The organism is Saccharopolyspora sp. NPDC002376, from assembly GCF_053593195.1.
On the sequence record NZ_JBSFBZ010000051.1, the window covers coordinates 30628 to 56613 of the forward strand.

Here is a 25986-nt window from a genome sequence, read left to right on the forward strand (position 1 = left end):
GGTGGGTGAGTGAATCTTGTGCGCAGCGCGCCCGCTCGGCGAGGATGGGTCCGATCCCTGAAACGGGAAGAAGGAGTCGATGCGATGACGAAGTACCTGATCTCGTTCCCGAGTGGTGCCATGGTCCTTCCCAGCGAGGATCTGCAGGCAGTTTCGGATGCGTCGCACGCGGTGGTGGAGGAGGCGAAGGACGCCGGCGTCTGGGTGTTCGGCGGTGGAATCGACGAGAGCGTTCCGCCTGTCCTGGTCGATGGGGATGGCACGGTGACCGAGGGCACGTACCCGCAGACGAAGCAGCTCGAAGGCGGCTACACGATACTGGAGTTGCCCTCCCGCGAGGAGGCACTGGAATGGGCTGCGAAGATGGCGGTTGCCTGCCGGTGCGCGCAGGAGGTGCGCGCGTTCCATTACGATCCCGCCAGCTGACGGGGTTCGACCTCCCGGGCAATCGCATTCGGCTTCGGCCAGATTGCCTTCTCGCCCCAACGCTATCCACAGGTGGCAACACGGCCTAGCTGTGCATCAGGGGGATGGTGGCGCGGTGGCTTTGCGGGGTGCCGAAGAGGTGTTTCGCCGCGTGGGCACGCTTCAGGTGGAGGTGGGCTTCGTGCTCCCAGGTGATGCCGATGCCGCCGTGCAGCTGGACGCCTTCTGCAGCGATCAGCGAGTAGGCGTCGCAGCAGGCGGATTTGGCCATCGATGCGAGTTCGCTGGCTCGATCGTCGCAAGTGGACACTGCCCAGCTCGCCGCGTAGGACAGGGATCGGGCTGACTCGATCGCCGTGTAGCAGTCGGCGAGTCGGTGCTTGATGGCCTGGAACGAACCGATGGGGCGGCCGAACTGCTTGCGCAGCTTGGTGTACTCCACCGTCTCGTGCAGCCAGCGCTGAGCTGCGCCGATCGATTCGGCGGCGACTGCGGCGGCCGCTACGTCGGTCACGCGTTGCAGAGGTGCTGGCCCGATGAGTTCGGCGGATGTCCCGTCGAGGTGGACTTCGCCCATGCTCCGGGTGAGGTCCAGCGGCGTTGACGGGGTCACGATGGACTCCGGCGAGACTTCGAACAGCGACGCCACGCCGTCGGCCATCGCGACGACGAGCAGAACGTCTGCCTGAGCCGCGTCGAGCACCAGCGCCTTGTCCCCGTCGAGCAGCCAACCCTCGGTGCCGCGCTGCGCGCTGGTCGCGAAAGTGTCGACAGACCAAGGTGAATCCGACTCCGCCCAGGCGAGTGAGGCCACTTGCTCGCCCGACGCGATGCCCGGGAGCAGCCGTTCGAGGGCATCGGCGTTCCCGGTGGCCAGCAGTGCTTGGGCGCTGAGCACGGCGCTGCCCAGGAACGGGTTGTTCACCAGTCGGCGGCCCAGTTCCTCGACGACGATCAGGGTTTCCAGCAGCGTGGCGCCGACGCCGTCGTGCTCCTCGGGGATGGCCAGGGCGTGCGCGCCGATCTCCCCGAGCTGCTTCCACAGCGCCGCGTCGAAGCCGGCCTCCGGTGCCTCGGGATCGGGGATGGGTGGACCGCCGTGGCGGTCGAGCAGCTTGCGCACGGTGCGGCGAAGCTCTTCCTGCTCCTCGGTGAACGCGAAGCGCACAGTTCCTCCTTCCGAGGTGACGGGGTCAGGTGCCGATGGGGGTTTGGTCGGTGGCTAGGGCGGTGGCGATGCGGCGGCGGTGCCAGGTTGGGGTGCCCCAGGCCGTGCGGAGGGCCGTTGCTTTGGTGAGCCAGAGGTGGAGGTCGTGTTCGGCGGTGTAGCCGATCGCGCCGTGGACCTGGAGCGCGGTGCGCGCGGCGAAGCGAGCCGCCTCGCCTGCGGCGAGCTTGGCCGCGGAGACGTCGCGGGAGCCGCGAGGTCCGTCGATCGAGAGGCAGGCGCCGCGGATCAGCGGGCGGACGAACTCCAGCTTGAGCAGCACGTTCGCCAGGTGGTGCTTGACCGCCTGGAACTCGCCGACCGGCCGGCCGAACTGGTGCCGCTGCTTGACGTACTCGGTGGCGATGTCGAGCAGCCGGTGCCCGACCCCGAGCAGGTAAGCGGCGCAGCCCAGCACGCCGTAGTCGAAGGCAGCATCGACATCAGCCGGTCCGGCGGGCTCGGCCGTGGCGTGCTCGGCGGTGAACAGCCGACGAGCCGGGTCGAAGGATTCGGCGCGCTCCAACTGGATTCCACCCAGCCGGACCACGCTGTCGCCGTCGCAGCGGAACACTGCCCCGGCCTGGTCAGCGTCGAGCGCAAAGGGTAGGTGACCTGCGATGATCGCCGTTCCGATGCTCTGGCCACTGGCCAACTCAGCCAGCCACGGCGAACCCCGCAGCAAGCGCGGCAGGAACGCCAGGGACTCGACGAGCGGCCCCGGCAGCGCCGCGTACCCGAGCTGTTCCAGGCACAGCGTCAGCTCGATCGGGCCGAGCTCCAGTCCGCCGTGCTCCTGCGGCACGGTGAGCCCGGTGGCGCCGACGTTGGCCAGCTCGCGCCACACCTCCCACCACGCCGCGGTCTCGCCGCCCGACCAGGCGCGGGCGATCTTCGGCGTGTCCGCGTCGGCGAGCAGGTTCCGCAGCGTGTCGGCCATGTCCTGCTGTTCGCGGTCCGGTGCGAACTTCATCGCGACCCCCTCGGCAGCCCGAGCAGGCGCTCGGCCGTCACGTTGCGCTGGATCTCGTTGGTCCCCGCGTAAATCGGTCCGGCCAGCGAGAACAGATATCCCTCGACCCATGGCGACAGCTCGGCTTCCGGGCCCAGCAGATCCCACGCCGTCTCGTGCATCTCGATGTCCAGTTCGGACCAGAACAGCTTGTTCAGGCTGGCCTCGGCGCCGAGCGATCCACCGCCGGTCACCTTGGTCACGGTCTCGAAGGTGGCCAGCCGATACGCCTGCGCCGCGATCCACGCGTCCATCACCCGATCGTCGTCCAACGCGCCCGGCAGCTCGGTGAGCTTCTGCGCGGTGGCGAGGAACCGGCCGGGGCTGCGCAGCGTCAGCCCGCGCTCGTTGCTCGCGGTGCTCATCGCCACTCGCCAGCCCTCGCCGACGCCGCCGAGCACGTCCTCGTCGGGCACGAACACCTCGTCCAGGAACAGCTCGGCGAAAGCGGGTTTGCCGTCGATCCGCCCGATCGGCCGCACGGTGACCCCGTCGGCGTCCAGCGGGAACAGGAAGTACGTCAATCCGCGGTGCCGCTGGGCCTCGGGATCGCTGCGGAACAGCCCGAAGGCGCGGTCGGCGAACGCCGCGCGGGAACTCCAAGTCTTCTGCCCGGACAGCGACCAGCCGCCGTCGACGCGGCGAGCGGTGGAGCGAATCCCGGCGAGGTCGCTGCCCGCTTCCGGCTCCGACCAGGCCTGCGCCCAGATGTCGGTCCCGGCGGCCATGCGGGGCAGGTACCGCTGCTGCTGATCCGGCGTGCCGTGTTCGAAAAGCGTTGGTGCCAGGAGGAAAATACCGTTCTGGCTGACCCGTCCGGGAGCGCCCGCGGCGTAGTACTCCTCCTCGAACAGCACCCATTGCAGCAGCGACGCGCCCCGCCCGCCGAACTCCTCCGGCCACGACACCACCGACAGCCGAGCTTCGTGCAGCTCCTGCTCCCAGCGCCGGTGCGCGGCGAAGCCCTCCTCCGTCTCCAGCGACGGCAGCGGCTCGCGCGGGACGTGCTCGCGGAGCCATTCGCGCACTTCGTCGCGGAACTCCACATCCGCGGCGGAAAGATCGAGGTCCACAGTGCTCACTCCTGCTTCTGCTGGGCCTGCTTCATGCTCCGCGCGTTCATGCCGCTCAGCGAGTCCTCGCCGACCTCGGCGTTGTGCGCGTGCGCGAAGTGGTGCAGTCCGAAGGCCGAATCCATCCCGCTCTGCAGGCCCATCAGGTCCTCGGCCTGGTTGATCGCCTTCTTGGTCAGCGCGAGGCCGAAACCGGGCATCTCGGCGATGTTCGCGGCCAGCTCCGCCGTGGCGCTCTCCAGCTCCTCGCGCGGGACCACCCGGCTGACCATGCCGACCTCGTAGGCCCGCTGCGCGCTCATCCGCTTGCCGGTGAACAGGAACTCCTTGGCCACCCGCGGACCGAGCACCCACGGGTGCGCGAAGTACTCGACGCCGGGAATTCCCATGCGCACCACCGGATCGGCGAAGAACGCGTCCTCGCTGGCCACGATCAGGTCGCACACCCAGGCCAGCATCAGCCCGCCGGCCACACACGCGCCCTGCACCGAGGCGATCACCGGCTTCGGCATTTCCCGCCAGCGGCGGCACATGCCCAGGTAGACCTCCTGCTCGCGGGCGAAGCGCGATTCGCCGCCGGTGTGGCGGGTGTGGTCCCACCACAGGCCCGCGCGGCGCGGGTAGCTGACGTCGATGTCGCGCTCGGGGGAGCCGATGTCGTGCCCGGCGGAGAAGTGCTTGCCGGCTCCGGCCAGCACGATCACCTTGACCTCGTCGTCCTCGCAGGCCCGGTAGAAGGCGTCGTCGAGGGCGTAGGTCATCACGGAGTTCTGCGCGTTGCGGTAGTCCGGCCGGTTCATCGTCACCACGGCCACCTGATCGCGGCGCTCGTAGGTCACGACCGCTTGCTCTGCTGCCATCGGCGCTCCTCGCTCGGCGTTGCGGTTGCGGCAGATCGAAGATAGCCGAACAAGCAAGTGCTTGGTAGAGTGCGATTCGCGGCTCGGGTGGTGCGAGGAGCGCCGATTCCGCGCGAGATCGCCGTGCAGCCGCGTCGAGCGAGGAGGGTGCGTGGACCTCACCGACAACACCGAAGAAGCGGCCTTCCGCCGCGAAGTCCGGGAGTGGCTCGGCGAGCACCTCACCGGCGAGTTCGCCGCGGCCCGCGGGCTGGGTGGACCCGGGCGCGAGCACGAGGGCTTCGACGTGCGGTTGGCTTGGGATCGACTGCTGGCCGGGCACGGATGGACGTGCCTGGGCTGGCCGCGCGAGTTCGGTGGCCGCGAGGCGACTGTGCAGCAGCAGGTGATCTTCCACGAGGAGTACGCGCGGGCCAACGCGCCGGTGCGGGTCGGCCACATCGGTGAAGAACTGCTCGGTCCCACGCTGATGGTTTTCGGCAGCCCGGAGCAGCAGCGGCGGTTCCTGCCCGAGATCGTCGGCGCCCGTGAGTTGTGGTGCCAGGGATATTCCGAGCCTGGCGCCGGATCGGACCTGGCCGGGGTCGCCACGACTGCGCGCCTCGAAGGCGACCAGTGGGTGATCAACGGCCAGAAGGTGTGGACGTCGATGGCGCACGTGGCCGACTGGTGCTTCGTGCTGGCGCGCACCGACTCCGAGCAGCAGCGCCACCGCGGCCTGTCCTACCTGCTGGTTCCGATGGATCAGCCGGGTGTGCGGGTGCGGCCGATCGAGCAGCTGACCGGGACCTCGGAGTTCAACGAGGTGTTCTTCGACGACGCGCGCACCGATGCGGCCAACGTGGTCGGCGAAGTCGGGTCCGGTTGGCAGGTCGCGATGGGCACGCTCGGGTTCGAGCGCGGCATCGGCACCGTCGACCAGCAGGTGACCTTCCGCCGGGAACTGGGCGGGATCACCGAGCTGGCCAGGGAGAACGGCGCCATCGAGGATCCGCTGCTGCGCGACCGGATCGCCCGGGCCTGGGTCGATCTGGAAGCGCTGCGCTGCACGGTGCTGCGGACCCTGGGATCCGACGGCCCGCCGGGTGCGGAGTCCTCGGTGGTGAAGCTGCTGTGGTCGGCCTTCCACCGCGACCTGGGTGAGCTGGCGATGGACGTGGCCGGTGCCGGTGGTCTGCTGGCGTCGGGCCGGCCCTACGACCTCGACACCTGGCAGCGGCTGTTCCTGTTCACCCGCGCCGACACGATTTACGGCGGCTCCAACGAGATTCAGCGCAACATCATCGCCGAGCGCGTCCTGGGCCTCCCTCGGGAGAGCCGACCGTGAACGCGCGAGAAGGAGGCCTGGCATGACCGCACCACCGCCCGCGCACGGACTGCTCACCGGCAAGACCGCGGTGGTCACCGCTGCGGCGGGCACCGGGATCGGGTCCGCTGTGGCGCGTCGAATGCTCGAGGAAGGCGCGCAGGTGCTGATCAGCGATCGGCACGAGCGCCGGCTGGAAGGGACTCGCGCCGAACTCGCGCAGCTGCCCGGCGCGAAGATCATCGCCGTGCCCTGCGATGTCACCGATGAAGCGCAGGTGCAGCGGATGTTCGACACCGCGACCAGCGCTTTCGGGCAGGTCGACATCGTGGTGAACAACGCCGGGCTCGGCGGTACCGCGTCCATCCAGGACATGACCGACGAGCAGTGGAACAAGGTCCTCGACGTCACGCTCAACGGGACCTTCCGCTGCACCCGCGCGGCGGTGCGGCTGTTCCAAGCGCAGGGCAACGCCGGGGTGGTGGTCAACAACGCCTCGGTGGTCGGCTGGCGCGCGCAGGCGGGCCAGGCGCACTACGCGGCGGCGAAGGCCGGCGTGATGGCGTTGACCCGCTGCGCGGCGCTGGACGCGGCACCGCTGGGGGTCCGCATCAACGCCGTCGCACCGAGCTTGGTGATGCACGAGAACCTGGCGAAGGTGACCTCCGAGGAGCTGCTGACCGAGCTCACCGGCCGCGAGGCCTTCGGCCGCTCCGCCCAGCCCTGGGAAGTGGCCAACGTGATCGTCTTCCTGTCCAGCGACTACTCCACGTATCTGACCGGCGAAGTCATCTCCGTCAGCAACCAACACCCCTGACCGGAGCCGCCATTTCCATTGAAATCGCGGGGGCCGGATGGTGGCGCAGGTCCGGGTGGCCCGGAGGGCCTGCGGAGGTGGTGGTCGCCGGGCTTTGAGAGGATTGTGCCGTGGTATCGACCAAGCGCTTGTCCAGTAGGAACCGCCCGATGCGGGAGTCCGGTTCCGAGCGGCGTGCCGAGCTGCTGGCCATCGCCGCCGAGCTGTTCGCCACCCGCGGGTTCCTCGCCACCACGGTGCGCGACATCGCCGACGCCGCAGGCATCCTCTCGGGCAGCCTGTACCACCACTTCGACTCCAAGGAGTCGATGGTCGACGAGATCCTGCGCGCCTTCCTGGATGACCAGCGCCGCACCAACGAGCAGGTGCTGCGGGAGGCCGCCGATCCGCGCACCGCGATCACCGAGCTGGTCCGGCAGTCCTTCGCCGCGATGCAGGAGCACCGGGCGGCCATCGCGATCTTCCAGAACGAGTCGAAGTACCTCGAGCAGCTGGACCGGTTCGACTACCTGACCAAGGCCGCCAACGACTTCGAGCGCACCTGGACCCGCGTGCTGCTGGAGGGCCAGCGCGCCGGGGTCTTCCGCTCCGACCTCGACGTCAAGCTGGCCTACCGGTTCATCCGCGACATGGTGTGGACGACGGTGCACTGGTACAACCCGCGCGGAAAGCTCACCGCGTCGGCCATCGCGGACCAGTACGTCAAGATCCTGTGCGAGGGGATCGCAGAGCCGGAATGACGGCCGACAGCGCGCTCGCCGCCTCGGTGACGATGCGGTCGATCAGCTCCTCGCAGCTGGGCAGCTCGTCGATCATCCCGACCACCTGACCCGCGGGTAGCACGCCGGCTTCGGGACGGCCGTCGACCAGTGCGGACTTGATCAGCATCGGCGTGTTGGCGGCCAGCAGAACCCGGTTCAGCGGCAGCTTCTGGGCTCGACGCATGGCCAGGCCGTCGGTGATGAGCTGTCGCCAGCTCATGCCGATCATCGACTTGAACGCCACCGCCTGCCGCAACGCGTCGGGCAGCCGGCGCAGCAGGCTCTTGGACTCGGCCGCCTCGGTCAGCCCGGTCTTCAGCATCCGGTGCGGCAGCCCGTCGACCTGCGTGGTGACCACCGTGTCGGACACCGATGCGTCCAAATAGGACTGCTGAACCTCGCGCGGCACGCGGCTGTCCGAGGTGAGCAGGAAGCGGGTTCCCATCGCGATTCCCGCCGCGCCGTAGCACAGGGCGGCGGCCAGGCCGCGCCCGTCGAAGAACCCGCCAGCGGCGATCACCGGGATGTCCACCGCGTCCACCACCTGCGGCAACAGCAGCGTTGTGGCCACCGATCCGGTGTGCCCGCCGCCTTCACCTCCTTGCACCAGAACCGCATCCGCGCCCCAGGCCGCGACCTTCTCGGCGTGCCGCCGGGCGCCGATCGAGGGGATCACCACGATCCCGGCGTCCTTGAGCTTGCCGATCAGCCGCTGGCTCGGCGCCAGCGCGAAGGACGCGACGCGGACCTGCTCGCGGATGAGCAGATCCACCCGTTCCTCGGCGTCGGAGGCGTCGGCGCGCAGGTTGACGCCGAAGGGGTTGTCGGTGCGTTCCTTGACCTCGCGCACCGCGTCGGCCAGCTGCGGCAACGTCATCGTCGCCGAGGCCAGGATGCCCAGCCCACCCGCCTGCGCGGTGGCCGACACGAGGCTGGGTCCGGCGACCCAGCCCATGCCGGTCTGCACCACGGGGTGGCGGACGCCGGTGAGGTCGCACAGCGGGGTGCGCAGGACCTGCTCGATCACGCCGGAACCTCCTGGTCGCGCAGGTTCCGCGGATCGATGATCTCGCGGATCAGCGCCAGCTCCTCGTCGGTCGGCGACCTGGTTTCGGCCACGTCGTCCACCGCGAGCTCGAACCCGGTCTGCTTCTGCACCTCGGCGACCTCGACGCCCGGGTGCACCGAGCGCAGGCGCATGCTGCCGTCCGGGCCGGTGAAGTCCAGCACTGCCAGGTCGGTCACCACCACCTGCACGTCGTGGAACGGCGCGCCGATCTCCCGCGCCCGGTCGTGCCCGACGCCGGCGACCAGGTCGACCGACTCCACGAACACGCGCGGGTTGTGCTTGGCGACCCAGTAGTTCGTGGTGTGGTTGACCGAGTTCCCGGGTGCTCCGCGCACGCCGATCAGCTGGACCTTCGGGCGGTCCCAGGGGCCGATGCGCGAGATGTTCTGGTTGCCGTAGCGGTCCACCTGGGAGGCGCCCATCATGACCCGCCGCTTTCCGCCGGCGAGCATGTCGAGCACCCGGCCGTAGGGCATCCAGCCCTCCACGGGGCTGGTGGATTCCTCGCCCAGTGCGGTCGTTTCCGACAGCAGCATCGCCTCGCCGTCGGTGAGCAGCAGGTCCGGTGCGGTGGTCAGGCGGGCCAGCCGGGCGCCGATCGACGGGATCGTCCCGAACGGCGAGGACAGCGCGGTCCCGGCGTCCCGCCAGGTGTCGGCGCAGGCCACGGCGCACACTTCAGCTCTGGTGATCATCTTGTGTAGGTGGCGCAGACCCCCGGCTTCAGCTGTGGGGAGGAGCCACCCCACCTCCTTTCGCGAGCTAAACTGATCAAGCCCTTACAGGGTGTTCCCACGGGGTGTGGGACGTGGCCTGTGGAGCGGGTGTAAGACCTCCGGGCGCTTCCTGCGTCCCCCGCCTTAACCGGGGAGGCAACCGGCGACGAAGCAGGAAGCTTCCGCCGCAAGGCGGAAGGGCTTTCCCCGGCTTTAGCCGTGGGAAGGAAACTCAAGCCGGTATCCCCTCGACTGGGTCAGGACTGGTGGGGGCGTCAGTTTTGCCTAAAACTGGCACCTCGTCCGGTGCCGCTGGGGCGGTCAGTTTTAGGCAAAACTGACCACCGCAACGGGTCACGACTGGGCGTGGAAGGCGGCTACGGCTTTCTGGTAGCTCTGCTCGTCACCGTCGAGGAACTGGGCGCTAAACGCCTCCCACGCCTCGGGTTTCGCACTGGCCGCGTAGTGCCGCTGGAACGCTTCGTCGCGGCCGTAGTCCGGTGCGCAGCTGGTGAAGTGCGCGCCGTTGGGGGTTTCCACCACGCCGTCGGTGAGTGTGCGGTTGAGCAGCAAGGTCTGCGGCGGACCGTTCTCCAGCAGGCGCTCGGTCGGCACGATCTCCTCGCAGCTGACGTAGCTGCGCTGCGCCGCCGCGCACATCAGGTCGTCGAAGTACGGGTCCGGACCGAGGTACTGGGCATTGCCGAAGCGGTCCGCCCGGTTGAGGTGCACCAGTGCGACATCCAGCTTCAGCGCGGGCATCGCCACCAGTTCCTCGCCGTCGGCGTACGGCGAGGTCACCGTGCGCAGCTCGGGGTTCAGCGCCATCACGTCCGAACCCAGGCCCGCGCGCGTCGGCAGGAACGGCATTCGCGCGGCCGCGGCGCGCAGACCCGCGAGCACCATGCCCTCGTCGTACTCGGCCACCTCCAGCTGGCCGGCCTGCCGGGCGGCGCGGAAGTGCGGGTCGAGCGGGATGGAGTCCAGCGAGACGAATCCGTGCACCAGCTTGCGGACCTTGCCCGCGGCGCAGAGCAGCCCGACGTCCGGGCCGCCGTAGGAGACCAGCGTCAGCTCCCGCACCGGGGACCGCAGGATCGCGCGGACCAGGGCCATCGGTTTGCGGCGCGAGCCCCAGCCGCCGATGCCGACGGTCATGCCGTCGGTCAGTTCGGCGGCCACCTCGTCGGCGGTGAGCACCTTGTCCTGCACTACGACTCCTTCGTCTGTCCGTTGTGGACGAAATCGGCGCGGGCCCGGTCGCTGACCCCGGTCAGGTTGAGCTCGAAGGTGAAGCCCTGCTCGAACCGGTAGCTGCGGTTGACATCGACCGGATCGATGCCGTTGAGCGATTCCTTGGCCTTGCGGACCACCAGCGGATCCTTGGCCGCGATCTCCTCGGCCAGCGCCTCCGCTGCGGCGGACAGCTCGTCGCGCGGCACCACCTGCCACACCGAGCCGAAGTGCAGCAACTGCTGCGCGGTCACGGAGCGGCCGGTGTAGAACATCGCGCGCATCATGTGCTGCGGCACCAGCCGGGACAGGTGGGTTGCTGCGCCGAGCGCACCGCGGTCCACCTCGGGCAGGCCGAAGGTGGCGTCCTCGGAGGCGATGATGATGTCGGAATTGCCGACCAGCCCGATCCCGCCGCCCAGGCAGAACCCGTGCACCGCGCTGATCACCGGAACCGGGCATTCGTAGACGGCCTTGAACGCCGCGTAGCACCCGTTGTTGACCTCGACGAGCTTGGTGTGACCGGGATCGGCGGCGATTTCCTTGATGTCCACGCCGGCGTTGAAGCCGCGTCCAGCGGCTTGCAGCACCACGGCGCGGGTCTGCGGATCGGCACCGGCGGTGTTGAGGGCTTCGGCGAGTTCGTGCCAGCCCTGCACCGGTAGTGCGTTCACCGGGGGGTGGTCGACCGTCAGGACCACGATCCCGCTGGATCGGCGTTCGATGTGCGTGCCCATGACACCTGCCAAACCTAGCACTTGTTTGGTTGGGTTGTTACCGTAGCAACATCCGAGGACAACCCGCCAGCACCGAAGTGCGCCGGGTTCAGCGCCTCGGCCCGGAGCGTCTGATGTGGACAGGAGGCAGCAGGTGATCTGCGCAGGCAGGGTCGTCATCATCACCGGTGCGGGACGCGGACTCGGGCGGGCGCACGCGCTGGAGTTCGCCCGGCAGGGCGCGCACGTCGTGGTCAACGACATCGGGGTCAAGCTCGACGGCAGCGGCGGCGACGAGCAGCCGGCCCAACAGGTCGTGGCGGAGATTCGCGCGATGGGCGGGCAGGCCGAGGTGCACGGCGCCGACGTGTCCGGCTGGGAGCAGGCACAGGAGCTGGTGGCCTTCGCGGTGGAGCGCTTCGGCCGGCTGGACGTGCTGGTGAACAACGCCGGCGTGGTCCGCGACCGGATGTTCGTCAACCTCTCCGAAGCCGAGTGGGACCAGGTGATCCGGGTCCACCTCAAGGGCCACGCCGCCACACTGCGCCACGCCGCCCAGCACTGGCGCGATCGGTCGAAGGCCGGGGAGCAGGTGCAGGCCCGGGTCATCAACACCACGTCGGGCGCGGGGCTGCTCGGCAGCATCGGGCAGACCAACTACGCCGCGGCCAAGGCCGGAATCGCCGCGCTCACCATCAACACCGCGGCCGAACTCGCCCGCTACGGGGTGACCGTCAACGCCATCGCTCCGTCGGCGCGGACCCGGATGACCGAGGACGTGTTCGCCGACATGATGGCCCGGCCGGAGGACGGATTCGACGGCATGGCACCGGAGAACGTCTCCCCACTGGTGGCCTGGCTGGGCAGCGCGGAATCCGGCGACGTGACGGGCCGGGTGTTCGAGATCCAGGGTGGCGAGCTGACCGTGGCGACCGGCTGGGGCCGCGGACCGTCCCGCGATGCGGGACGTCGCTGGCAGTCGGAGGAAATCGGCTCGGCAGTCCGCGAACTGATCGCCGAAGCGCCCGAACCGGCTCCGGTCTACGGCGCGTGAACGGTCTGCTGTGGATGTTTCCGCAGGTGGTCTTCCGTGAGCACTTTGGGTTGCTGTATCAGCCCAAAGCGCTCACGGGTCTGAACCGCCGGAAAGGTCCGCAGTGCCGCCGACTTCCGGGTTAGGCTTCGCGGAAGGGCATTTCGAGCGGCTGGAGGTCAGCGGTGAACGACGGTGCGGTGGAAGCCAGGCACGCCTGGATCGAGCCCGGGGTGTTCGAGGTGGCTCCGGGAGTGCACCGGATTCCGCTGCCGCTGCCCAACGACGGCCTGCGCGCCGTCAACGTCTACGCCATCGAGGACGAGGACGGGCTGGTGCTCATCGACTCCGGCTGGGCGCTGGACGAAGCGCGCGGCCAGCTCGAATCGGCGCTGGGCGAGATCGGGTACGGCTTCGAGGACATCCGGCGCTTCCTGGTCACCCACGTGCATCGCGACCACTACACCCTCGCGGTGGCGCTGCGCCGCACCTTCGGTTCGCAGATCAGCCTCGGCGCGGGCGAACAGCCGTCCCTGGACGCGATCCTGACCGGTTACCAGGAGGTCGAAGCGGAGCGGCTGCGGCGTTGGGGCGCCGGGGATCTGCTGACCAAGCTCGCCGAGGCTTATGGTGGGAAAGCGCCGGAAAACCGCAGCCCTTATGAGCTTCCGGACGAATGGCTGGACGGCAAGGTCGAGGTGCCGCTGAAGTCCCGCACGCTGCTCGCGGTGCCGACGCCCGGGCACACGGCCGGGCACGTGGTGTTCCTGGACTCGGCGTCGTCGCTGCTGTTCTCCGGCGACCACATCCTGCCGCACATCACGCCGTCCATCGGCGTCGAACCGGCGCGGCCCGAACTCCCGCTGCGCGACTACATGGACTCGCTGCGCCTGATGCAGTCCTACCCGGACATGCGGCTGCTGCCCGCGCATGGACCGGTCGGCGGCAGCTCGCACGGCAGGATCACCGAACTCCTGCAGCACCACGAAGAACGCCTGGAACAGACGGCCAACACGATCCGCGACGGCGCGGGCACGTCCTACGAAGCGGCCCTCAAGCTCGGCTGGACCCGCCGCAACCGCAACTTCGTGGACATGGACCTGTTCAACCAGGTCTTGGCCGTCGGCGAGACCAACGCCCACCTCGACGTCCTGGTCACCCGAGGCATCCTCACCGTCACCACCCACGAGGACGGCATCCTCGAGTACACGCTGACCAAGTGAGGTGAAGGCACCTTCGGGCAACCGAGTTGCTCGAAGGTGCCGGATCAGGCCAACAGCAGGCGGACGGTGAGTTCGAGGCGATTGGAGACGTCGGAGGCGGAGGCCCGTCGGGTCACCCAGGCGACCAGGTTGGACAGCCAGACATCGCCTATCACCCGGGCGATCGCCTTCTCCTCCTCGGTCGGCTCGCCTTCGGTCATGGCGTTGGTGAAGAAGCGCTCGACGAGCGCGGCGACCGTGTCCACTTCAGCCGCTGCGGAGGTGTCGGCGAACATGAACGCGCGGGTCATCGCCTCGGTCAGCTGCGGGTTGCGCTGCAGCGAGCGGGTGGTGCGGTTGAGCACGAACATGACCCGCTCGTAGGCCGTCGTCCCGGGGATCTTGGTCCGGTCCAGCTTGTCCTGAGCGCGCTCGAACTCCCTGGCCAGGCCGGTGACCAGCAGGTGGACCTTGGACGGGAAGTAGCGGTAGAGCGTGCCCAGGGCGACGTCGGCCTTCTCCGCCACCGTCCGCATCTGCACCGCGTCGTAGCCGCCCTTGGTGGCCAGCGCGATGGTGGCGTCGATGATCCGCTTGCGGCGTTCGTGCTGAGCTGTGGAGCCGGACTCGTCATCCCGCAGCGCCTGCAGGACGTTTCGCGAGGTGCTTTCCATGCCGCGTGGGTCCCCCTCGAAGTCTGGTTGTCGAAACCCGCGTGTTCGTCGCCACGCGGCCAGTCGTCCCACCACCCTCACGGGTTAAGGTGATCGACGTGGTTCGATCAGAACATGTTCCAGTCTACCTAGTCCGCCCGCCGCGGGCTGTGTGAGGTGAGCCGTGCGGATCGCGTTGCTGTCCTACCGGAGCAAGCCGCACTGCGGCGGGCAGGGCGTCTACGTCCGGCACCTCAGCAGGGGGCTCGCTGAGCTCGGGCACCACGTCGAGGTGTTCTCCGGGCAGCCCTACCCCGAGCTGGATCCGGGCGTGGACCTGACCGCGGTGGACAGCCTCGACCTCTACAACGACGCCGACCCGTTCCGCACCCCGAACTGGCGCGAGCTGCGGGACGGCATCGACCTGCTCGAGGTCGGCGCGATGTGGACGGCTGGTTTCCCCGAACCGCTGACCTTCAGCCTGCGTGCGGCCAAACTGCTGCGCGCCCGCGCCCACGAGTTCGACGTGGTGCACGACAACCAGTGCCTCGGTTACGGGTTGTTGGGCCTGCAGCGCGCGGGAATTCCGCTGGTCGCGACCGTGCACCACCCGATCACCCACGACCGCAGGGTCGACCTCGCCAACGCCACCGGCTGGCGCCGCGTCGGGCTGCGCCGCTGGTACGGCTTCACCCGCATGCAGGCCCGGGTGGCGCGCCGGATTCCGCACCTGCTGACCGTTTCGGAATCATCGGCCACCGACATCCGGCGCGACTTCGGCGTTTCCCCGCAGCAGCTCCAGGTGGTTCCGCTCGGCGTCGACGCCGACGTATTCAAGCCGCCGACCGCACCGCGCGTTCCGGGCCGCATCGTGGCGATGGCCAGCGCGGACACCCCGATGAAGGGCATCGGCACGCTGCTGGAAGCCGTCGCCAAGCTGCGCACCGAGCGCCAGGTGGAACTCGTTCTGGTCGCCAAGCCCATCCCTGGCGGACCCACCGAGCAGCTCATCGACGAACTGGCCATCAGCGACATCGTGCGGACCGTGAGCGGCATCAGCGACGCCGAGCTCGCCGGACTGCTCGGATCCGCCGAGGTCGCCAGCGTCCCGTCGCTGTACGAGGGCTTCTCGCTGCCCACGGTGGAGGCGATGGCCTGTGCGACGCCGCTGGTGGCCAGCCGCGCCGGGGCGATCCCGGAAGTCGCCGGCGCCGACGGAGAGTGCGCCGACCTCGTACCGCCGGGCGACGCGGAAGCGCTGGCCACGGCGCTGACCCGGCTGCTCGACTCGCCGGAGCGGCGGCAGCGGCTCGGCGAGGCCGGCCGGGCGCGAGTGCTGGCGAAGTACGACTGGAAGTCGGTGGCAGCGGCCACGGTCGACTGCTATGCGGAGGCGATCGCGCGCACCCCGCGCGCACGGAAGGGAGCAACGCTTTGCTGACGGTGGACTTCGACAGGCTCGGCGTGCAGGCGGGGCAGCGGGTGCTGGACCTGGGTTGCGGCGCGGGGCGGCACGCCTTCGAGCTCTACCGCCGCGGCGCGGACGTGATCGCCTTCGACCAGGACGTCGCGGAGCTGGAGAACGTGGCGGCCATGTTCGGCGCGATGAAGGCCGAGAACCAGGTTCCCGACGGCGCCAACGCGCAGACCGTCTCCGGTGACGCCCTCGCCCTGCCGTTCCCCGACGAGCACTTCGACGTGGTCATCGCCTCGGAGATCATGGAGCACATCCCCGAGGACGAGAAGGCCATGCGCGAGCTGGTGCGCGTGGTCAAGCCCGGCGGCCGCGTCGTGGTCACCGTGCCGCGCGCCTGGCCGGAGAAGATCTGCTGGATGCTCTCCGACGAGTACCACCAGGTCGAGGGCGGGCACGTGCGCATCTACAGCGCCGACGAGCTGATCGGCAAGCTCACCGACGCAGGTCTGCGCCCGGCGTTCCACCACTACGCGCACGCGCTGCACTCGCCGTACTGGTGGATCAAGTGCGCGGTCGGCACCGACAACAACGACCACCCGCTGCCCAAGGCCTACCACAAGATGCTGGTGTGGGACCTGATGAAGGGCCCGTGGCTGACCCGTACCGCGGAACGGCTCCTGGACCCGGTCATGGGCAAGAGCATCGCGGTCTACCTGGGCAAGCCGGGAGCGGCCCGTGCTGGGGCCTGAAGTCCCCGGCGTGCTCTCGGCCGATCAGGCCGTGCAGACCGGGCGGGCCATCGCGGCGACCCAGCTGGACTCCGGCGCGATCCCGTGGTTCGTCGGCGGGCACGTGGACCCTTGGGACCACGTCGAATCGGCGATGGCGCTGTCGGCGACCGGTCTGCTGACCGAGGCCGAGCGCGCGTACGAGTGGTTGCGCACGACGCAGCGCGCGGACGGATCGTGGCCGTTGCAGGTCCGCGACGGCCGCGTCGAGGATGCCGGGGCGGACACCAACTTCTGCGCCTACCCGGCTGTCGGCGTGTGGCACCACGTGCTGATCAGCGGTGATGACGCGTTCGCCGAGCGGATGTGGCCGATGGTGCGTACCGCGATCGACTTCGTGCTCACCGCGCAGCGCGAGCGCGGCGAAATCGACTGGGCGATCGGCGAATCCGGGATCCCGACCGGTGAAGCGCTGCTGTCCGGCTGCTCCAGCATCCACCACAGCCTGCGGTGCGCGCTGGCGCTGGCCGAGCACCTGGACCAGCCGCAGTCGAGCTGGGAGGTGGCGCTCGGACGGCTCGGCCACGTCGTCCGGCACCACCCGGAGGCGTTCACGCCGAAGACCCGTTACTCGATGGACTGGTACTACCCGGTGCTCGGCGGTGCGCTGCGCGGCGAAGCCGGGCGGCAGCGGCTGTTCGAGCGCTGGTCGGATTTCGTGGTCGACGACCTCGGGATCCGCTGCGTGGACGACCACCCGTGGGTCACCGGTGCGGAGACCTGCGAACTGGTGCTGAGCCTGGAAGCCGTCGACGAGTACGACCGCGCGCGCGAGCTGCTGGCAGCGATGCAGCACCTGCGCGATCCGGACGGTTCGTACTGGACGGGTCTGGTCTACGCCGACATGAAGCGCTGGCCGGAAGAGCGTTCCACCTGGACCGCCGGCGCGATGATCCTGGCGGCCGACGCCTTGTCCCGCACCACGCCGGGCAACGGCATCTTCCGAGGTGAGAAGCTCCCCTCGGGTCTCCCGGTGGAGAACGTCGCCTGCTGCGAACCGGAGAACGTCCCCGGCGCCTGACCCGGCTTCCTCGGTGCACCGGGACGGGGAGGTTCCCAATTTTAGGGAAATTCGGGAACCTCCCCGTCGCGGCTCAGGGGAGGGAGCCCGGTTCTCCGGTGGTTCGGCGGAGGACTCGGAGGGAGCCGGTGACCCGGATTTCCTCGAAGGATCCGGTTTCCAGGGCTCGGCAGTAGATGCGGTAGGGGGCTTGGCCGCCGTCTTCGGGGTTCGGGAAGACGTCGTGGATTACTAGGACGCCGCCGGGGGAGACCCAGTGCGCCCAGCCCTCGTAGTCGGTGCTGGCCGCCGCGTCGGTGTGCCCGCCGTCGATGAACAGCAGCGACAGCGGGGTGCGCCAGAACCCGGCGACGTCGCCGGAACGACCGACGATCGCGGTGACCTCGTCCTCCAGCCCGGCCTGAGCGATGGTGCGCCGGAACTCGCCCAGCGTGTCCAGCTTGCCGACCAGCGGGTCGACCAGGCCCGGGTCGTGGTACTCCCAACCGGGCTGGTGCTCCTCGGAACCGCGGTGGTGGTCGACGGTGACGACCCTGCCACCGGTGTGCTGGGCGGCAGCGCCGAGGTAGATCGAGGACTTGCCGCAGTAGGTGCCGATCTCCACCGCGAGCCCGGTGCCGAGGTGCTCCAGCGCGGTTTCGAAGAGGGCTTGGCCCTCGTCGGCGGGCATGAACCCGGTGGCCTGCTCGGCGAGCTCGCGAAGCTCGTCCGGGATCGGTGGGTGTTGCGGGCGTTCGATGGCCGATCCCTGCGTCACTGGTGCTCCTTCGCGATGGGTTTCCGTGCGCCCCGAGACTACCTGCTGAACTCCCCAGTTCAGGTAGAAGCTGTTCTACGAATTGCCCCCGGCATCGCCCACACGAGTGGTCCGCCGTCACTCCCGACGTGGTCAATTTCGCGAGAAATTGGCACCGCCCCCACTCCTGGGTGGCCCTACGTTGCGCCTGAGTTGGCAGGGGCGAGCGGCAGTGCAGGGCTTGCTTCTGGGTGAGTTCAGAGGTATCACTAGAACAAGTTTCACTTAGTGGTGCTAGACGAGGCGGGGATGATGGACTTCGCTTTCGAGGAAACGCAGCAGGACATCCAGGATCTGGCTGCTGGGGTGCTGCGGCGCGAGTCCTGCAGTGGCGATGGAACGAGTTTCGACTTCGCCGCGTGGAAGGCCCTGGACGACGCGGGTCTGCTGTCCTTGGCGGTTCCGGAGCGGTTGGGTGGCGCCGGGCTCGGCGTGCTGGAGACCGCGATCGTGCTGACCGAGGTCGGTCGGGTTGCCGCCGATGTGCCTGCGTTGAGCACGCTCGCCTTCGGCATCCTGCCGGTCGCCCGGCACGGCACTCCGCAGCAGCAGGAGGCGCTGCTCGGCGACAAGGCGCTGACCGCAGCCCTCAACGAGCCGTCATCACCGATGCCTGACCAGCCTCGGACCACGTTGGACGGCCAGAGGCTGTCCGGGACGAAAACGGGTGTCCTACAGGCGGATCGAGCGCACCGGATCCTGGTTTCGGCGACCACGTCGGACGGCCCGGCAGTGGTCCTGGTCGATCCGACGGCGCCGGGCGTCACGTTGCACCGAACCCGCGCTTCGTCGGGATTCGAGTGGACGGTCCGGTTCGACGAAGCCCCGGCAGAACCCCTCGGTGGCACAACCGCCCTGGCCGATCTGCACGCCTGCGCGATCGCTGGCATCTGCGCAGTCGGCGACGGCGCGGTCGCCGGGGCCCTGGCACTCACCGCCGAGCACCTGCGGACACGGCACCAGTTCGGCAAGCCGCTGGCAGCGTTCCAAGCCGTGGCCCAGCAGATCGCCGACGCCTACATCGCCTCCCGCACCCTGCACCTCGCCACGCTCTCCGCGTGCTGGCGGCTGGGGTCCGGGCTCGACGCCACCGAGGACCTCGACATCGCCGCCTGGTGGCTGGCCGAGGAGGCCCCCGCGCTGCTGCGCACCTGCCACCACCTGCACGGCGGTCTCGGCCTCGACATCACCTACCCGTTGCACCGCTACTCGTCGCTGATCGCGGACCTGGCCCGGCTCGTCGGCGGTGCGCACCACCGCCTGGACGCGCTCGCGGCGCAAGCCTGAAACGAGGTGTCGATGTTCATCGAACTCACCGCCGAGCAGCGCGCGCTCGAAGCCGAACTGCGCGACTACTTCAGCGGGCTCGTCACGCCGGAAGAGCGCGAGCAGTTGGCCGTCGACCGGCACTGCCAGGCGCATCGCGACGTCGTGCGCCGGATGGGACGCGACGGATGGCTCGGCGTGGGCTGGCCGATGGACTACGGCGGGCGGGGGTTCGGCGACGTCGAGCAGCTCATCTTCGCCAACGAAGCCGCCCGCGCGGACGTGCAGCTGCCCTCGGTGACGCTGCAAACGGTGGGGCCGACGCTGCAGGCCTACGGCACGCCGGAGCAGAAGGAGTTCTTCCTGCCCAAGATCCTGGCGGGCGAGATCCACTTCGCGATCGGCTACACCGAACCGGACGCCGGCACCGACCTCGCCTCGCTGCGCACCACTGCAGTCCGAGAAGAAGGGGGCACCGCCCGATCGAGCGAAGCCGAGAGCGGGGGAAGCTTCCTGGTCAACGGCCAGAAGATCTTCACCACCGGCGCTCACGACGCCGACTACATCTGGCTGGCCTGCCGGACGAATCCGGACGCGCCCAAGCACAAGGGCATCTCGATCCTGATCGTCGACACGACCGATCCCGGCTACTCGTGGACGCCGATCATCACCTGCGACGGTGCGCACCACGTCAACGCCAGCTACTACCAGGACGTGCGGGTGCCTGCATCGATGCTGGTGGGGGAGCAGGACCGGGGTTGGCGGCTGATCACCACGCAGCTCAACCACGAGCGGGTCATGCTCGGCCCGGCCGGGCGCATCGCGGGCCTGCGCGAACGGGTGCACGCCTGGGCCGCCTCCCGAACCACTCCGGACGAGACACCGCTGCTCGACCTGCCCGATGTTCGCCGGGCGTTGGCGCAGGCGCGGGCGGAGGAGCGGGTCAACGAGCTGCTGAACTGGCAGGTCGCCGCGGCCGCGGCGCACGGTCCGGTCGCGATCGCGGATGCTTCGGCGACCAAGGTGTTCTCGTCCGAGCGCATCCAAGACCTGGGCCGACTGCTGGCCGAGGTGGTCGGCCGGCACGGTGACCCATCGGATGTGGACACCGCAGAACTGCTGTCCTGGCTGGACGTGCAGTACAAGCGGAACCTGGTGCTGACCTTCGGTGGCGGGGTCAACGAGGTGCAGCGCGAACTCATCGCCACCGCCGGGCTCGACCTGCCCCGAGTGCCCCGCTGAGCCGGAGGGAACATGACCCGCTCGATCACCGACGCCGCTCACCGGATCCAGGAGCGCGGACCCAGTGCACCGCGGGCCGCGCGTGATCCGGTCAACCTGCCGATGATCAACAACTGGGTGGAGGCCATCGGCGACCAGAACCCGGTCTACACCTCCGAATCCGACGCAGCGGAGTCCGTCCACGGTGGACTGGTCGCCCCGCCGGCGATGGTGCAGGTGTGGACGATGGGCGGCCTCAACCCGCAGCGGGATCCGGATGATCCGCTGTACGCGATGATGGCTGAGCTCGACGAGGCCGGATTCACCTCCGTGGTGGCGACCAACTGCGAGCAGACCTACCACCGGTATCTGCGACACGGCGAGCAGCTCAGCGTGTCGACCAAGCTGGACAGCGTGGTCGGGCCGAAGACGACCGCGCTCGGCGAGGGCTGGTTCGTCACCACCCGCAACACCTGGTTCGTCGGTGACGAACCGGTCGCCGAGATGCTGTTCCGGGTGCTGAAGTTCCGCCCACCAGAACAGAAACCCGAGGCGCCGAAACGAGAAGCCGGCGCCAGCGTGATCCGACCGGCCATCGGCGCCGACACTGCCTACTTCTGGGAAGGCACCGCGGCCGGAGAACTGCGCATCCAGCGCTGCGGGCAGTGCGGTCTGCTGCGGCACCCACCGGGGCCGATGTGCCCGGAATGCGGTGCCACCAAACGCATCCACCTCGTCTCCGAAGGACGCGGCGAGGTCTACAGCTACGTCGTGCACCACCACCCACCGGTGCCGGGCAAGGAGCTGCCGCTGGTGGTCGCGCTGGTCGAACTGGACGAAGGGGTGCGCGTGCTGGGCGAACTTCACGGCGTAGAGCCGGACGAGGTTGCGGTCGGCCAGCGAGTCAGAGTCGACTTCCAGCGCATAGACGAAGAACTAACGCTACCCATCTGGCGACCCGAACCGACGGAGGCGTCATGAGTGGCCCCGCCCTCCCCAACCGCACCTCAGGGGACCGTGACGCAACCCAGCCACAAGAAACCGCAGAACGCGGGATCACCCCAAACGCAACCACCACTGAAAATCGCGGAGAGGCGGTGAAGGTCGGCGATGCCCTGCCGGAGGAGAAAATCGAGGTCAGCCCCACGTTCGTGGTCAGCACAGCCATCGCCACGCGGGACTTCCAGGATGTCCACCACGACCGCGACCTGGCCGTGGCCAAGGGGTCGAAGGACATCTTCATCAACATCCTCACCACGACCGGCCTGGTGCAGCGCTACGTGACCGACTGGGCCGGCCCGGAGGCGCTGGTGCGCGGTGTGGCGATCAAGCTCGGTGTGCCCTGCTACGCCTACGAGGTGCTGACCATGCACGGCCAGGTGCTGGAACGCGACGGTGCGGTGCTGGTCGTGGAGGTGCTGGGGCGCAACAGCCTGGGCACGCACGTCAGCGGCACGGTTCGGGTCGAACTTCCGGAGGTGGCGGGATGAGCGAGTTCTCCGGCCGCGCGGCGGTCGTGGGCATCGGTGCCACGGAGTTCTCCAAGGATTCCGGGCGCAGCGAGTTGCAGCTGGCTGCCGAGGCGGTGCGCGCTGCGCTCGCCGAAGCCGGACTGGAACCATCCGATGTGGATGGTCTGGTCACCTTCACCATGGACACCAACACCGAGGTCGCGGTGGCGCGGGAACTGGGCGTCCCGGAGCTGAGCTTCTTCAGCCGCATCCACTACGGCGGCGGCGCGGCGTGCGCGACGGTGCAGCAGGCGGCGATGGCGGTCGCGACCGGGATGGCCGAGGTAGTGGTCTGCTACCGCGCGTTCAACGAGCGCTCCGGGAACCGCTTCGGGCAGGTGCAGACCGCGCTCGCGGGCACGCCCACCTCGACCGGCCTGGACAACAGCTGGTCCTACCCGATGGGGGTGGCCACGCCGGGGGCGCAGGTAGCCATGTTCGCCCGCCGGTACATGCACGCCTACGGCGCGACCAGCGAGGACTTCGGCCGGGTGGCGGTGGCCGACCGCAAGCACGCCGCGACCAACCCGAACGCCTGGTTCTACCAGCGGCCGATCACCCTGGCCGACCACCAGGCATCGCGCTGGATCACCGAACCGCTGCGGCTGCTGGACTGCTGTCAGGAAAGCGACGGTGGCGTCGCGATCGTGGTGACCAGCCCGGAACGGGCGCGCGACCTGCCGAACCCGCCCGCGCTGGTGGCTGCGGCGGCGCAGGGCAGCGGGACCGACCAGTTCACCATGACCAGCTACTACCGCGAGGACCTCACCGCGCTGCCGGAACTAGGCGTGGTCGCCCGGCAGCTGTGGCAGCAGTCCGGGATCGGGCCGGAGGACGTCCAGGTCGGCATCCTCTACGACCACTTCACCCCGTTCGTGCTGGTGCAGCTGGAAGAACTGGGCTTCTGCGGGCGCGGCGAGGCCAAGGACTTCATCGCCGACGGCGCGATCGAGCTAGGCGGACGGCTCCCGCTGAACACCCACGGCGGCCAACTCGGCGAGGCCTACATCCACGGCATGAACGGCATCGCCGAAGCAGTCCGCCAAATCCGGCGCACAGCGGTCAACCAAGTCCCCGACGTCGACCACGTCCTGGTCACCGCAGGCACCGGAGTCCCCACCAGCGGCCTGGTCCTGTCCACCGCGTGATCCACAGTTTCAATTGAAACTGTAAATCCCACCCACGGCCGATCACAGTTTCAATTGAAACTGTGGTTTCCCCGCCGGCGCCGGACCGCGGTTTCGGGGGGAGCCGTGGTACCGGGGTCAGCAGGGTTGACCGCATTTGATGCAGACGAGGCCTCCGCCCTGCTTGGGGATCGGGGCGTGGTTGCCGCCCTGGGGGCATTCGTCCATGCGCAGGACGGTGGTGCAGGTTTGGGGCGGTGTGGTCCAGGTTCGGAATCGTGCGAGGTCGGCCTGGAGTACGCCGCTGACACCCATTGGTTCACTCCTGATCATCGTGCTCTCAGGACTTCACGTCGGCTGAGATCGCGTCGGAGAACAGGTGCAAACGGTCGGCCTCTTGGGGGAATTCTCCGGCGGATCACTCGCGGGGGTGAACGGCACTGGGTCAGGTCAGCGCGTCGAGTCCTCGGTGGAGGCTGGACCGCAGCTGTTCTCGCACCTCGTCGGAGGTGTCGACGGTGAATTCGACGTCGAGGGCGGTCAATGCTGCGATCTGGCGGGTGATCTGGAGCAGCGAGTCCTCGCCCAGTTCGACGGTGCAGCTGTTGACACCGGTGAGCATCACCCGGCTGGGTAGCAGCGGGTGCAGGTGTTCACGTACGACCTCCGCGGGAGCTTGCACAGAAACCTGTGCGGTGTACCGGTAGGGCGTGGCGGTGATGGAGCTGCGCAGGTAGTCCGCGGCGCTTTCGGCGGGGAGCTCGCGAGGTTCGAAGCGGCGTCCGGTGGCCAGCGGGTTGTGCAGGCGGTCGGCGCGGAAGGTGCGCCAGTCGTCGCGTTCGGGATCGAAGGCGACCAGGTACCAGAGCCCGACGACCGCCACGAGGCTGTGCGGTTCCACCCGTCGGGGTTGCGCCGTGCCATCGCGCTTGACGTAGTCGAATGACAGGACTTCGTGGTCCCGGCAGGCCGCGGCGACGGCGGCCAGCGTTGCCGCGTCGACCTGCGGGCCGTTGTGCACCACCACCGCCGCGGTGGCGCCGGAAACGGCTGCCACCCGGATGCGCAGGCGAGCCGGGAGCACCTGCTCCAGCTTGGCCAGCGCGCGGATCGAGCTCTCCTCGATACTGGTGATGCTCCCGCTGGCCGCGGTGAGCAGGCCGGCCGCCACTGCCACGGCTTCATCGTCGTCGAGCAGCAGCGGAGGCAGGTTCTTCCCCGACTCCAGCCGGTATCCGCCGGCGGTTCCGGTGGTGGAGGAGACGGGATAGCCGAGCTCGCGCAGGCGGTCGATGTCGCGCCGCACAGTGCGCCCGGTGACCTCCAGCCGGTCGGCGAGTTCGGTGCCGGACCACTCGCGCCTGCTCTGCAGCAGCGACAACAACTGGAGCAGCCGGGCGGGCAAGGTCGTCATGTTCTCATCGTCCCGTTGACGGGTGAAGGCGGGCTCGCCTGCCGTTCTTGTGGGGCACGTGGGGAGCGGCATCCGTTGCTGGGTGACGGTGCCGGTCAGTCGTAGGTGATGTGGACTTCGTCGGTGATGGGGAGGGATTGGCAGGCCAGGATGATGCCCTCGTCGAGGTCTTCCTGTTCCAGGACTGCGTTCTGGAGCATCTTGACCTCGCCTCTTTCGATTCGGCAGGCGCAGGCGCTGCATGCTCCTTCTCGGCAGGAGAACGGGGCCGGTACGCCGTTGTCCAGGAGGAGGTCGAGGAGGCGCTTCTGACGGGGCCAGCTGAGCTTGTGGTGCTTGCCGTCGAGGTCGAGCTCGACCGTCGCATTCGCCGATCCGGCGGCGGGTTGTGCCTGGTCGGGATGGGTTTCGACTGGTGGATTGATGTCCTCATCCGCAGTGGGGTTCGGCTCGCTGGGGGTTGCGGGCGGGTTGGGAGCGGGTTTGGTGCGCTTCTTGCGTTCGAACGGGTTTCGTTTGAGGGAGACGAAGCGTTCGATGTGGGTTCGGGACCGGGGGACGTCGAGTTCGCGGAGCGCCTCCTCCGCTGTGTCCATGAAACCGCCCGGTCCGCACACGAAGCACTCGCGGTCGGCGAACGGCCGGACCAGCTCGCGCAGCGCCGATGCCGTCGGCAGGCCTTGGACCGACTCCAGCCAGTGCACGACGAGCAGGCGGTCCGGGTGTTGGGCGACCAGGTCCCGGAGTTCGGTGGCGAAGATGACCGAGTCCTGGTGCTGGTTGGCGTAGATCAGCGCGATGCGGCCGGTTCCGGCGGCGAGCACGGACTTCGCGATGGACATCACCGGCGTGATGCCGCTGCCGGCGGCCAGCAGCAGCGAGTCCTCGTCCAGCGAACCCGGGACGAACGCGCCACCCGGTGGCATCACGTCCACTTCGGACCCTGCAATCACGTTGTCGCACAACCAGTTCGACCCGTAGCCAGCCCGTTTCACCGTCACCTGCATGGCGTCGTCCACGTGCGGTGAGCTGGACAGCGAGTAGCTGCGCGCGACCGAGCCGGTTTCGTCGCTGGGGATCCGCAAGGTCAGGAACTGGCCGGGGCGGTAGGACCAGTCCGGTGGTGCTTCGAACACCAGCGAACGGCTGTCGTCCGTCTCGTCGACGACCGCGACAACCCGCAACCGAGCAGGCTCAGGCATCACTGGCTCCTAGAGATGTCTGGGTCGTGAGTGCGTAGCAGTGCTCGAACATGCCTTGCGGGCCGGGCCGGTGATGATCTGCCGGAGTTCCGCGCGGTTGAGTCGGGTCACGACGTAGGGGTGAGCTGTTGCGCAACCC

General features: G+C 68.9%; 26 protein-coding genes. 14 read left to right on the plus strand and 12 right to left on the minus strand.

The annotated features are described in order from the left end of the window. Window positions 1-84: 84 nt before the first annotated feature. Window positions 85-426, plus strand: coding sequence for a YciI family protein (locus tag ACWCO2_RS27865; RefSeq protein WP_450130737.1), 342 nt, complete (start codon window positions 85-87; stop codon window positions 424-426). A gap of 85 nt (window positions 427-511) precedes the next feature. On the opposite strand, the gene ACWCO2_RS27870 is transcribed toward ACWCO2_RS27865, so the two are convergent. Genes ACWCO2_RS27870 through ACWCO2_RS27885 form a run of 4 tightly spaced genes read right to left on the minus strand, consistent with a single transcriptional unit; the run spans window position 512 to window position 4578 of the window. Then, window positions 512-1594: an acyl-CoA dehydrogenase family protein gene (locus ACWCO2_RS27870; RefSeq protein WP_450130738.1), complete on the minus strand. Its 1083-nt coding sequence runs from the start codon at window positions 1592-1594 to the stop codon at window positions 512-514. A 25-nt stretch (window positions 1595-1619) separates the two neighbouring features. Continuing rightward, complete coding sequence (locus tag ACWCO2_RS27875; protein ID WP_450130739.1) at window positions 1620-2606, minus strand: acyl-CoA dehydrogenase family protein; 987 nt, start codon at window positions 2604-2606, stop codon at window positions 1620-1622. After that, window positions 2603-3718 (minus strand): acyl-CoA dehydrogenase family protein, encoded by a 1116-nt coding sequence (locus ACWCO2_RS27880; protein ID WP_450130761.1) that lies wholly within the window; start codon window positions 3716-3718, stop codon window positions 2603-2605. Before ACWCO2_RS27880 ends, ACWCO2_RS27875 begins: the two co-directional genes overlap by 4 nt. Window positions 3719-3723: 5 nt before the next feature. After that, window positions 3724-4578, minus strand: a complete 855-nt coding sequence (locus ACWCO2_RS27885) for an enoyl-CoA hydratase (protein WP_450130740.1) — start codon at window positions 4576-4578, stop codon at window positions 3724-3726. A 151-nt stretch (window positions 4579-4729) separates the two neighbouring features. On the opposite strand from ACWCO2_RS27885, the gene ACWCO2_RS27890 reads away from it, so the two are divergent. The 3 genes from ACWCO2_RS27890 to ACWCO2_RS27900 all read left to right on the plus strand — a co-directional run bounded on the left by ACWCO2_RS27890 (window position 4730) and on the right by ACWCO2_RS27900 (window position 7441). Further along, entirely contained in the window at window positions 4730-5905 is a 1176-nt protein-coding gene (locus tag ACWCO2_RS27890) for an acyl-CoA dehydrogenase family protein (protein WP_450130741.1), read from the plus strand. Between the two features lie 22 nt (window positions 5906-5927). Further along, entirely contained in the window at window positions 5928-6701 is a 774-nt protein-coding gene (locus tag ACWCO2_RS27895; RefSeq protein WP_450130742.1) for an SDR family oxidoreductase, read from the plus strand. Window positions 6702-6850: 149 nt separating this feature from the next. Then, window positions 6851-7441, plus strand: coding sequence for a TetR/AcrR family transcriptional regulator (locus ACWCO2_RS27900; protein ID WP_450130743.1), 591 nt, complete (start codon window positions 6851-6853; stop codon window positions 7439-7441). Here ACWCO2_RS27900 and ACWCO2_RS27905 read toward each other — a convergent pair. The 4 genes from ACWCO2_RS27905 to ACWCO2_RS27920 form a co-directional block, all read right to left on the minus strand. Continuing rightward, a complete protein-coding gene (locus tag ACWCO2_RS27905; protein ID WP_450130762.1) occupies window positions 7404-8474 on the minus strand; it encodes an NAD(P)H-dependent flavin oxidoreductase in 1071 nt (356 codons plus the stop codon). The genes ACWCO2_RS27900 and ACWCO2_RS27905 overlap by 38 nt on opposite strands. Window positions 8475-8485: 11 nt before the next feature. Further along, the gene (locus ACWCO2_RS27910; protein ID WP_450130744.1) at window positions 8486-9226 is read right to left on the minus strand and encodes a CoA-transferase subunit beta; all 741 of its coding nucleotides are present in this window, start codon (window positions 9224-9226) and stop codon (window positions 8486-8488) included. Window positions 9227-9601: 375 nt separating this feature from the next. Then, window positions 9602-10459: a CoA transferase subunit A gene (locus tag ACWCO2_RS27915; RefSeq protein WP_450130745.1), complete on the minus strand. Its 858-nt coding sequence runs from the start codon at window positions 10457-10459 to the stop codon at window positions 9602-9604. Beyond that, on the minus strand, window positions 10459-11217 hold the full coding sequence (locus ACWCO2_RS27920; RefSeq protein ID WP_450130746.1) for an enoyl-CoA hydratase family protein: 759 nt from the start codon (window positions 11215-11217) through the stop codon (window positions 10459-10461). The genes ACWCO2_RS27915 and ACWCO2_RS27920 overlap by 1 nt, the downstream gene beginning before the upstream one ends. Before the next feature lie 136 nt (window positions 11218-11353). On the opposite strand from ACWCO2_RS27920, the gene ACWCO2_RS27925 reads away from it, so the two are divergent. Together ACWCO2_RS27925 and ACWCO2_RS27930 are read left to right on the plus strand one after the other, a co-directional pair. Then, window positions 11354-12250 carry an SDR family oxidoreductase gene (locus tag ACWCO2_RS27925; RefSeq protein ID WP_450130763.1) on the plus strand — a complete coding sequence of 299 codons (897 nt, stop codon included), beginning with the start codon at window positions 11354-11356 and terminating at the stop codon, window positions 12248-12250. Window positions 12251-12414: 164 nt separating this feature from the next. Beyond that, window positions 12415-13452: an MBL fold metallo-hydrolase gene (locus ACWCO2_RS27930; RefSeq protein ID WP_450130747.1), complete on the plus strand. Its 1038-nt coding sequence runs from the start codon at window positions 12415-12417 to the stop codon at window positions 13450-13452. 44 nt (window positions 13453-13496) lie between these two features. Here ACWCO2_RS27930 and kstR read toward each other — a convergent pair whose 3' ends face one another. Next, window positions 13497-14105 (minus strand): cholesterol catabolism transcriptional regulator KstR, encoded by a 609-nt coding sequence (gene kstR, locus ACWCO2_RS27935; protein ID WP_450130748.1) that lies wholly within the window; start codon window positions 14103-14105, stop codon window positions 13497-13499. Between the two features lie 163 nt (window positions 14106-14268). Here kstR and ACWCO2_RS27940 point away from each other — a divergent pair, with 163 nt between their 5' ends. The 3 genes from ACWCO2_RS27940 to ACWCO2_RS27950 are packed head-to-tail and all read left to right on the plus strand — an operon-like array spanning window position 14269 to window position 17310. Then, window positions 14269-15525 (plus strand): glycosyltransferase family 4 protein, encoded by a 1257-nt coding sequence (locus ACWCO2_RS27940; RefSeq protein ID WP_450130749.1) that lies wholly within the window; start codon window positions 14269-14271, stop codon window positions 15523-15525. Window positions 15526-15527: 2 nt separating this feature from the next. After that, on the plus strand, window positions 15528-16250 hold the full coding sequence (locus ACWCO2_RS27945; RefSeq protein ID WP_450130764.1) for a methyltransferase domain-containing protein: 723 nt from the start codon (window positions 15528-15530) through the stop codon (window positions 16248-16250). After that, window positions 16237-17310 carry a prenyltransferase gene (locus ACWCO2_RS27950; protein ID WP_450130750.1) on the plus strand — a complete coding sequence of 358 codons (1074 nt, stop codon included), beginning with the start codon at window positions 16237-16239 and terminating at the stop codon, window positions 17308-17310. Before ACWCO2_RS27945 ends, ACWCO2_RS27950 begins: the two co-directional genes overlap by 14 nt. A 73-nt stretch (window positions 17311-17383) precedes the next feature. On the opposite strand, the gene ACWCO2_RS27955 is transcribed toward ACWCO2_RS27950, so the two are convergent. After that, window positions 17384-18067: a class I SAM-dependent methyltransferase gene (locus ACWCO2_RS27955; protein ID WP_450130751.1), complete on the minus strand. Its 684-nt coding sequence runs from the start codon at window positions 18065-18067 to the stop codon at window positions 17384-17386. A gap of 291 nt (window positions 18068-18358) precedes the next feature. On the opposite strand from ACWCO2_RS27955, the gene ACWCO2_RS27960 reads away from it, so the two are divergent. The 5 genes from ACWCO2_RS27960 to ACWCO2_RS27980 all read left to right on the plus strand — a co-directional run bounded on the left by ACWCO2_RS27960 (window position 18359) and on the right by ACWCO2_RS27980 (window position 23252). Further along, window positions 18359-19393 (plus strand): acyl-CoA dehydrogenase family protein, encoded by a 1035-nt coding sequence (locus ACWCO2_RS27960; RefSeq protein WP_450130765.1) that lies wholly within the window; start codon window positions 18359-18361, stop codon window positions 19391-19393. A 12-nt stretch (window positions 19394-19405) separates the two neighbouring features. Beyond that, window positions 19406-20614, plus strand: coding sequence for an acyl-CoA dehydrogenase family protein (locus ACWCO2_RS27965; protein ID WP_450130752.1), 1209 nt, complete (start codon window positions 19406-19408; stop codon window positions 20612-20614). 12 nt (window positions 20615-20626) lie between these two features. Then, complete coding sequence (locus ACWCO2_RS27970) at window positions 20627-21574, plus strand: bifunctional MaoC family dehydratase N-terminal/OB-fold nucleic acid binding domain-containing protein (protein ID WP_450130753.1); 948 nt, start codon at window positions 20627-20629, stop codon at window positions 21572-21574. Between the two features lie 116 nt (window positions 21575-21690). Beyond that, window positions 21691-22083 (plus strand): MaoC family dehydratase, encoded by a 393-nt coding sequence (locus ACWCO2_RS27975; protein WP_450130754.1) that lies wholly within the window; start codon window positions 21691-21693, stop codon window positions 22081-22083. Further along, window positions 22080-23252 (plus strand): lipid-transfer protein, encoded by a 1173-nt coding sequence (locus ACWCO2_RS27980; RefSeq protein ID WP_450130755.1) that lies wholly within the window; start codon window positions 22080-22082, stop codon window positions 23250-23252. Before ACWCO2_RS27975 ends, ACWCO2_RS27980 begins: the two co-directional genes overlap by 4 nt. Before the next feature lie 424 nt (window positions 23253-23676). On the opposite strand, the gene ACWCO2_RS27985 is transcribed toward ACWCO2_RS27980, so the two are convergent. Continuing rightward, on the minus strand, window positions 23677-24645 hold the full coding sequence (locus tag ACWCO2_RS27985; protein ID WP_450130756.1) for a helix-turn-helix transcriptional regulator: 969 nt from the start codon (window positions 24643-24645) through the stop codon (window positions 23677-23679). Between the two features lie 95 nt (window positions 24646-24740). Beyond that, window positions 24741-25847 carry a 2Fe-2S iron-sulfur cluster-binding protein gene (locus tag ACWCO2_RS27990; RefSeq protein WP_450130757.1) on the minus strand — a complete coding sequence of 369 codons (1107 nt, stop codon included), beginning with the start codon at window positions 25845-25847 and terminating at the stop codon, window positions 24741-24743. Between the last annotated feature and the right edge of the window lie 139 nt (window positions 25848-25986).

What these genes read in the sequence shown, in the direction of transcription:
- ACWCO2_RS27900 (WP_450130743.1), top strand. Translation starts at nt 6,851, where the DNA reads ATGCGGGAGTCCGGTTCCGAGCGGCGTGCCGAGCTGCTGGCCATCGCC.
- ACWCO2_RS27990 (WP_450130757.1), bottom strand. Translation starts at nt 25,847, where the DNA reads ATGCCTGAGCCTGCTCGGTTGCGGGTTGTCGCGGTCGTCGACGAGACG.
- ACWCO2_RS27920 (WP_450130746.1), bottom strand. Translation starts at nt 11,217, where the DNA reads ATGGGCACGCACATCGAACGCCGATCCAGCGGGATCGTGGTCCTGACG.
- ACWCO2_RS27970 (WP_450130753.1), top strand. Translation starts at nt 20,627, where the DNA reads ATGACCCGCTCGATCACCGACGCCGCTCACCGGATCCAGGAGCGCGGA.
- ACWCO2_RS27875 (WP_450130739.1), bottom strand. Translation starts at nt 2,606, where the DNA reads ATGAAGTTCGCACCGGACCGCGAACAGCAGGACATGGCCGACACGCTG.
- ACWCO2_RS27895 (WP_450130742.1), top strand. Translation starts at nt 5,928, where the DNA reads ATGACCGCACCACCGCCCGCGCACGGACTGCTCACCGGCAAGACCGCG.
- ACWCO2_RS27865 (WP_450130737.1), top strand. Translation starts at nt 85, where the DNA reads ATGACGAAGTACCTGATCTCGTTCCCGAGTGGTGCCATGGTCCTTCCC.
- ACWCO2_RS27965 (WP_450130752.1), top strand. Translation starts at nt 19,406, where the DNA reads ATGTTCATCGAACTCACCGCCGAGCAGCGCGCGCTCGAAGCCGAACTG.
- ACWCO2_RS27910 (WP_450130744.1), bottom strand. Translation starts at nt 9,226, where the DNA reads ATGATCACCAGAGCTGAAGTGTGCGCCGTGGCCTGCGCCGACACCTGG.
- kstR (WP_450130748.1), bottom strand. Translation starts at nt 14,105, where the DNA reads ATGGAAAGCACCTCGCGAAACGTCCTGCAGGCGCTGCGGGATGACGAG.
- ACWCO2_RS27980 (WP_450130755.1), top strand. Translation starts at nt 22,080, where the DNA reads ATGAGCGAGTTCTCCGGCCGCGCGGCGGTCGTGGGCATCGGTGCCACG.
- ACWCO2_RS27960 (WP_450130765.1), top strand. Translation starts at nt 18,359, where the DNA reads ATGGACTTCGCTTTCGAGGAAACGCAGCAGGACATCCAGGATCTGGCT.
- ACWCO2_RS27985 (WP_450130756.1), bottom strand. Translation starts at nt 24,645, where the DNA reads ATGACGACCTTGCCCGCCCGGCTGCTCCAGTTGTTGTCGCTGCTGCAG.
- ACWCO2_RS27885 (WP_450130740.1), bottom strand. Translation starts at nt 4,578, where the DNA reads ATGGCAGCAGAGCAAGCGGTCGTGACCTACGAGCGCCGCGATCAGGTG.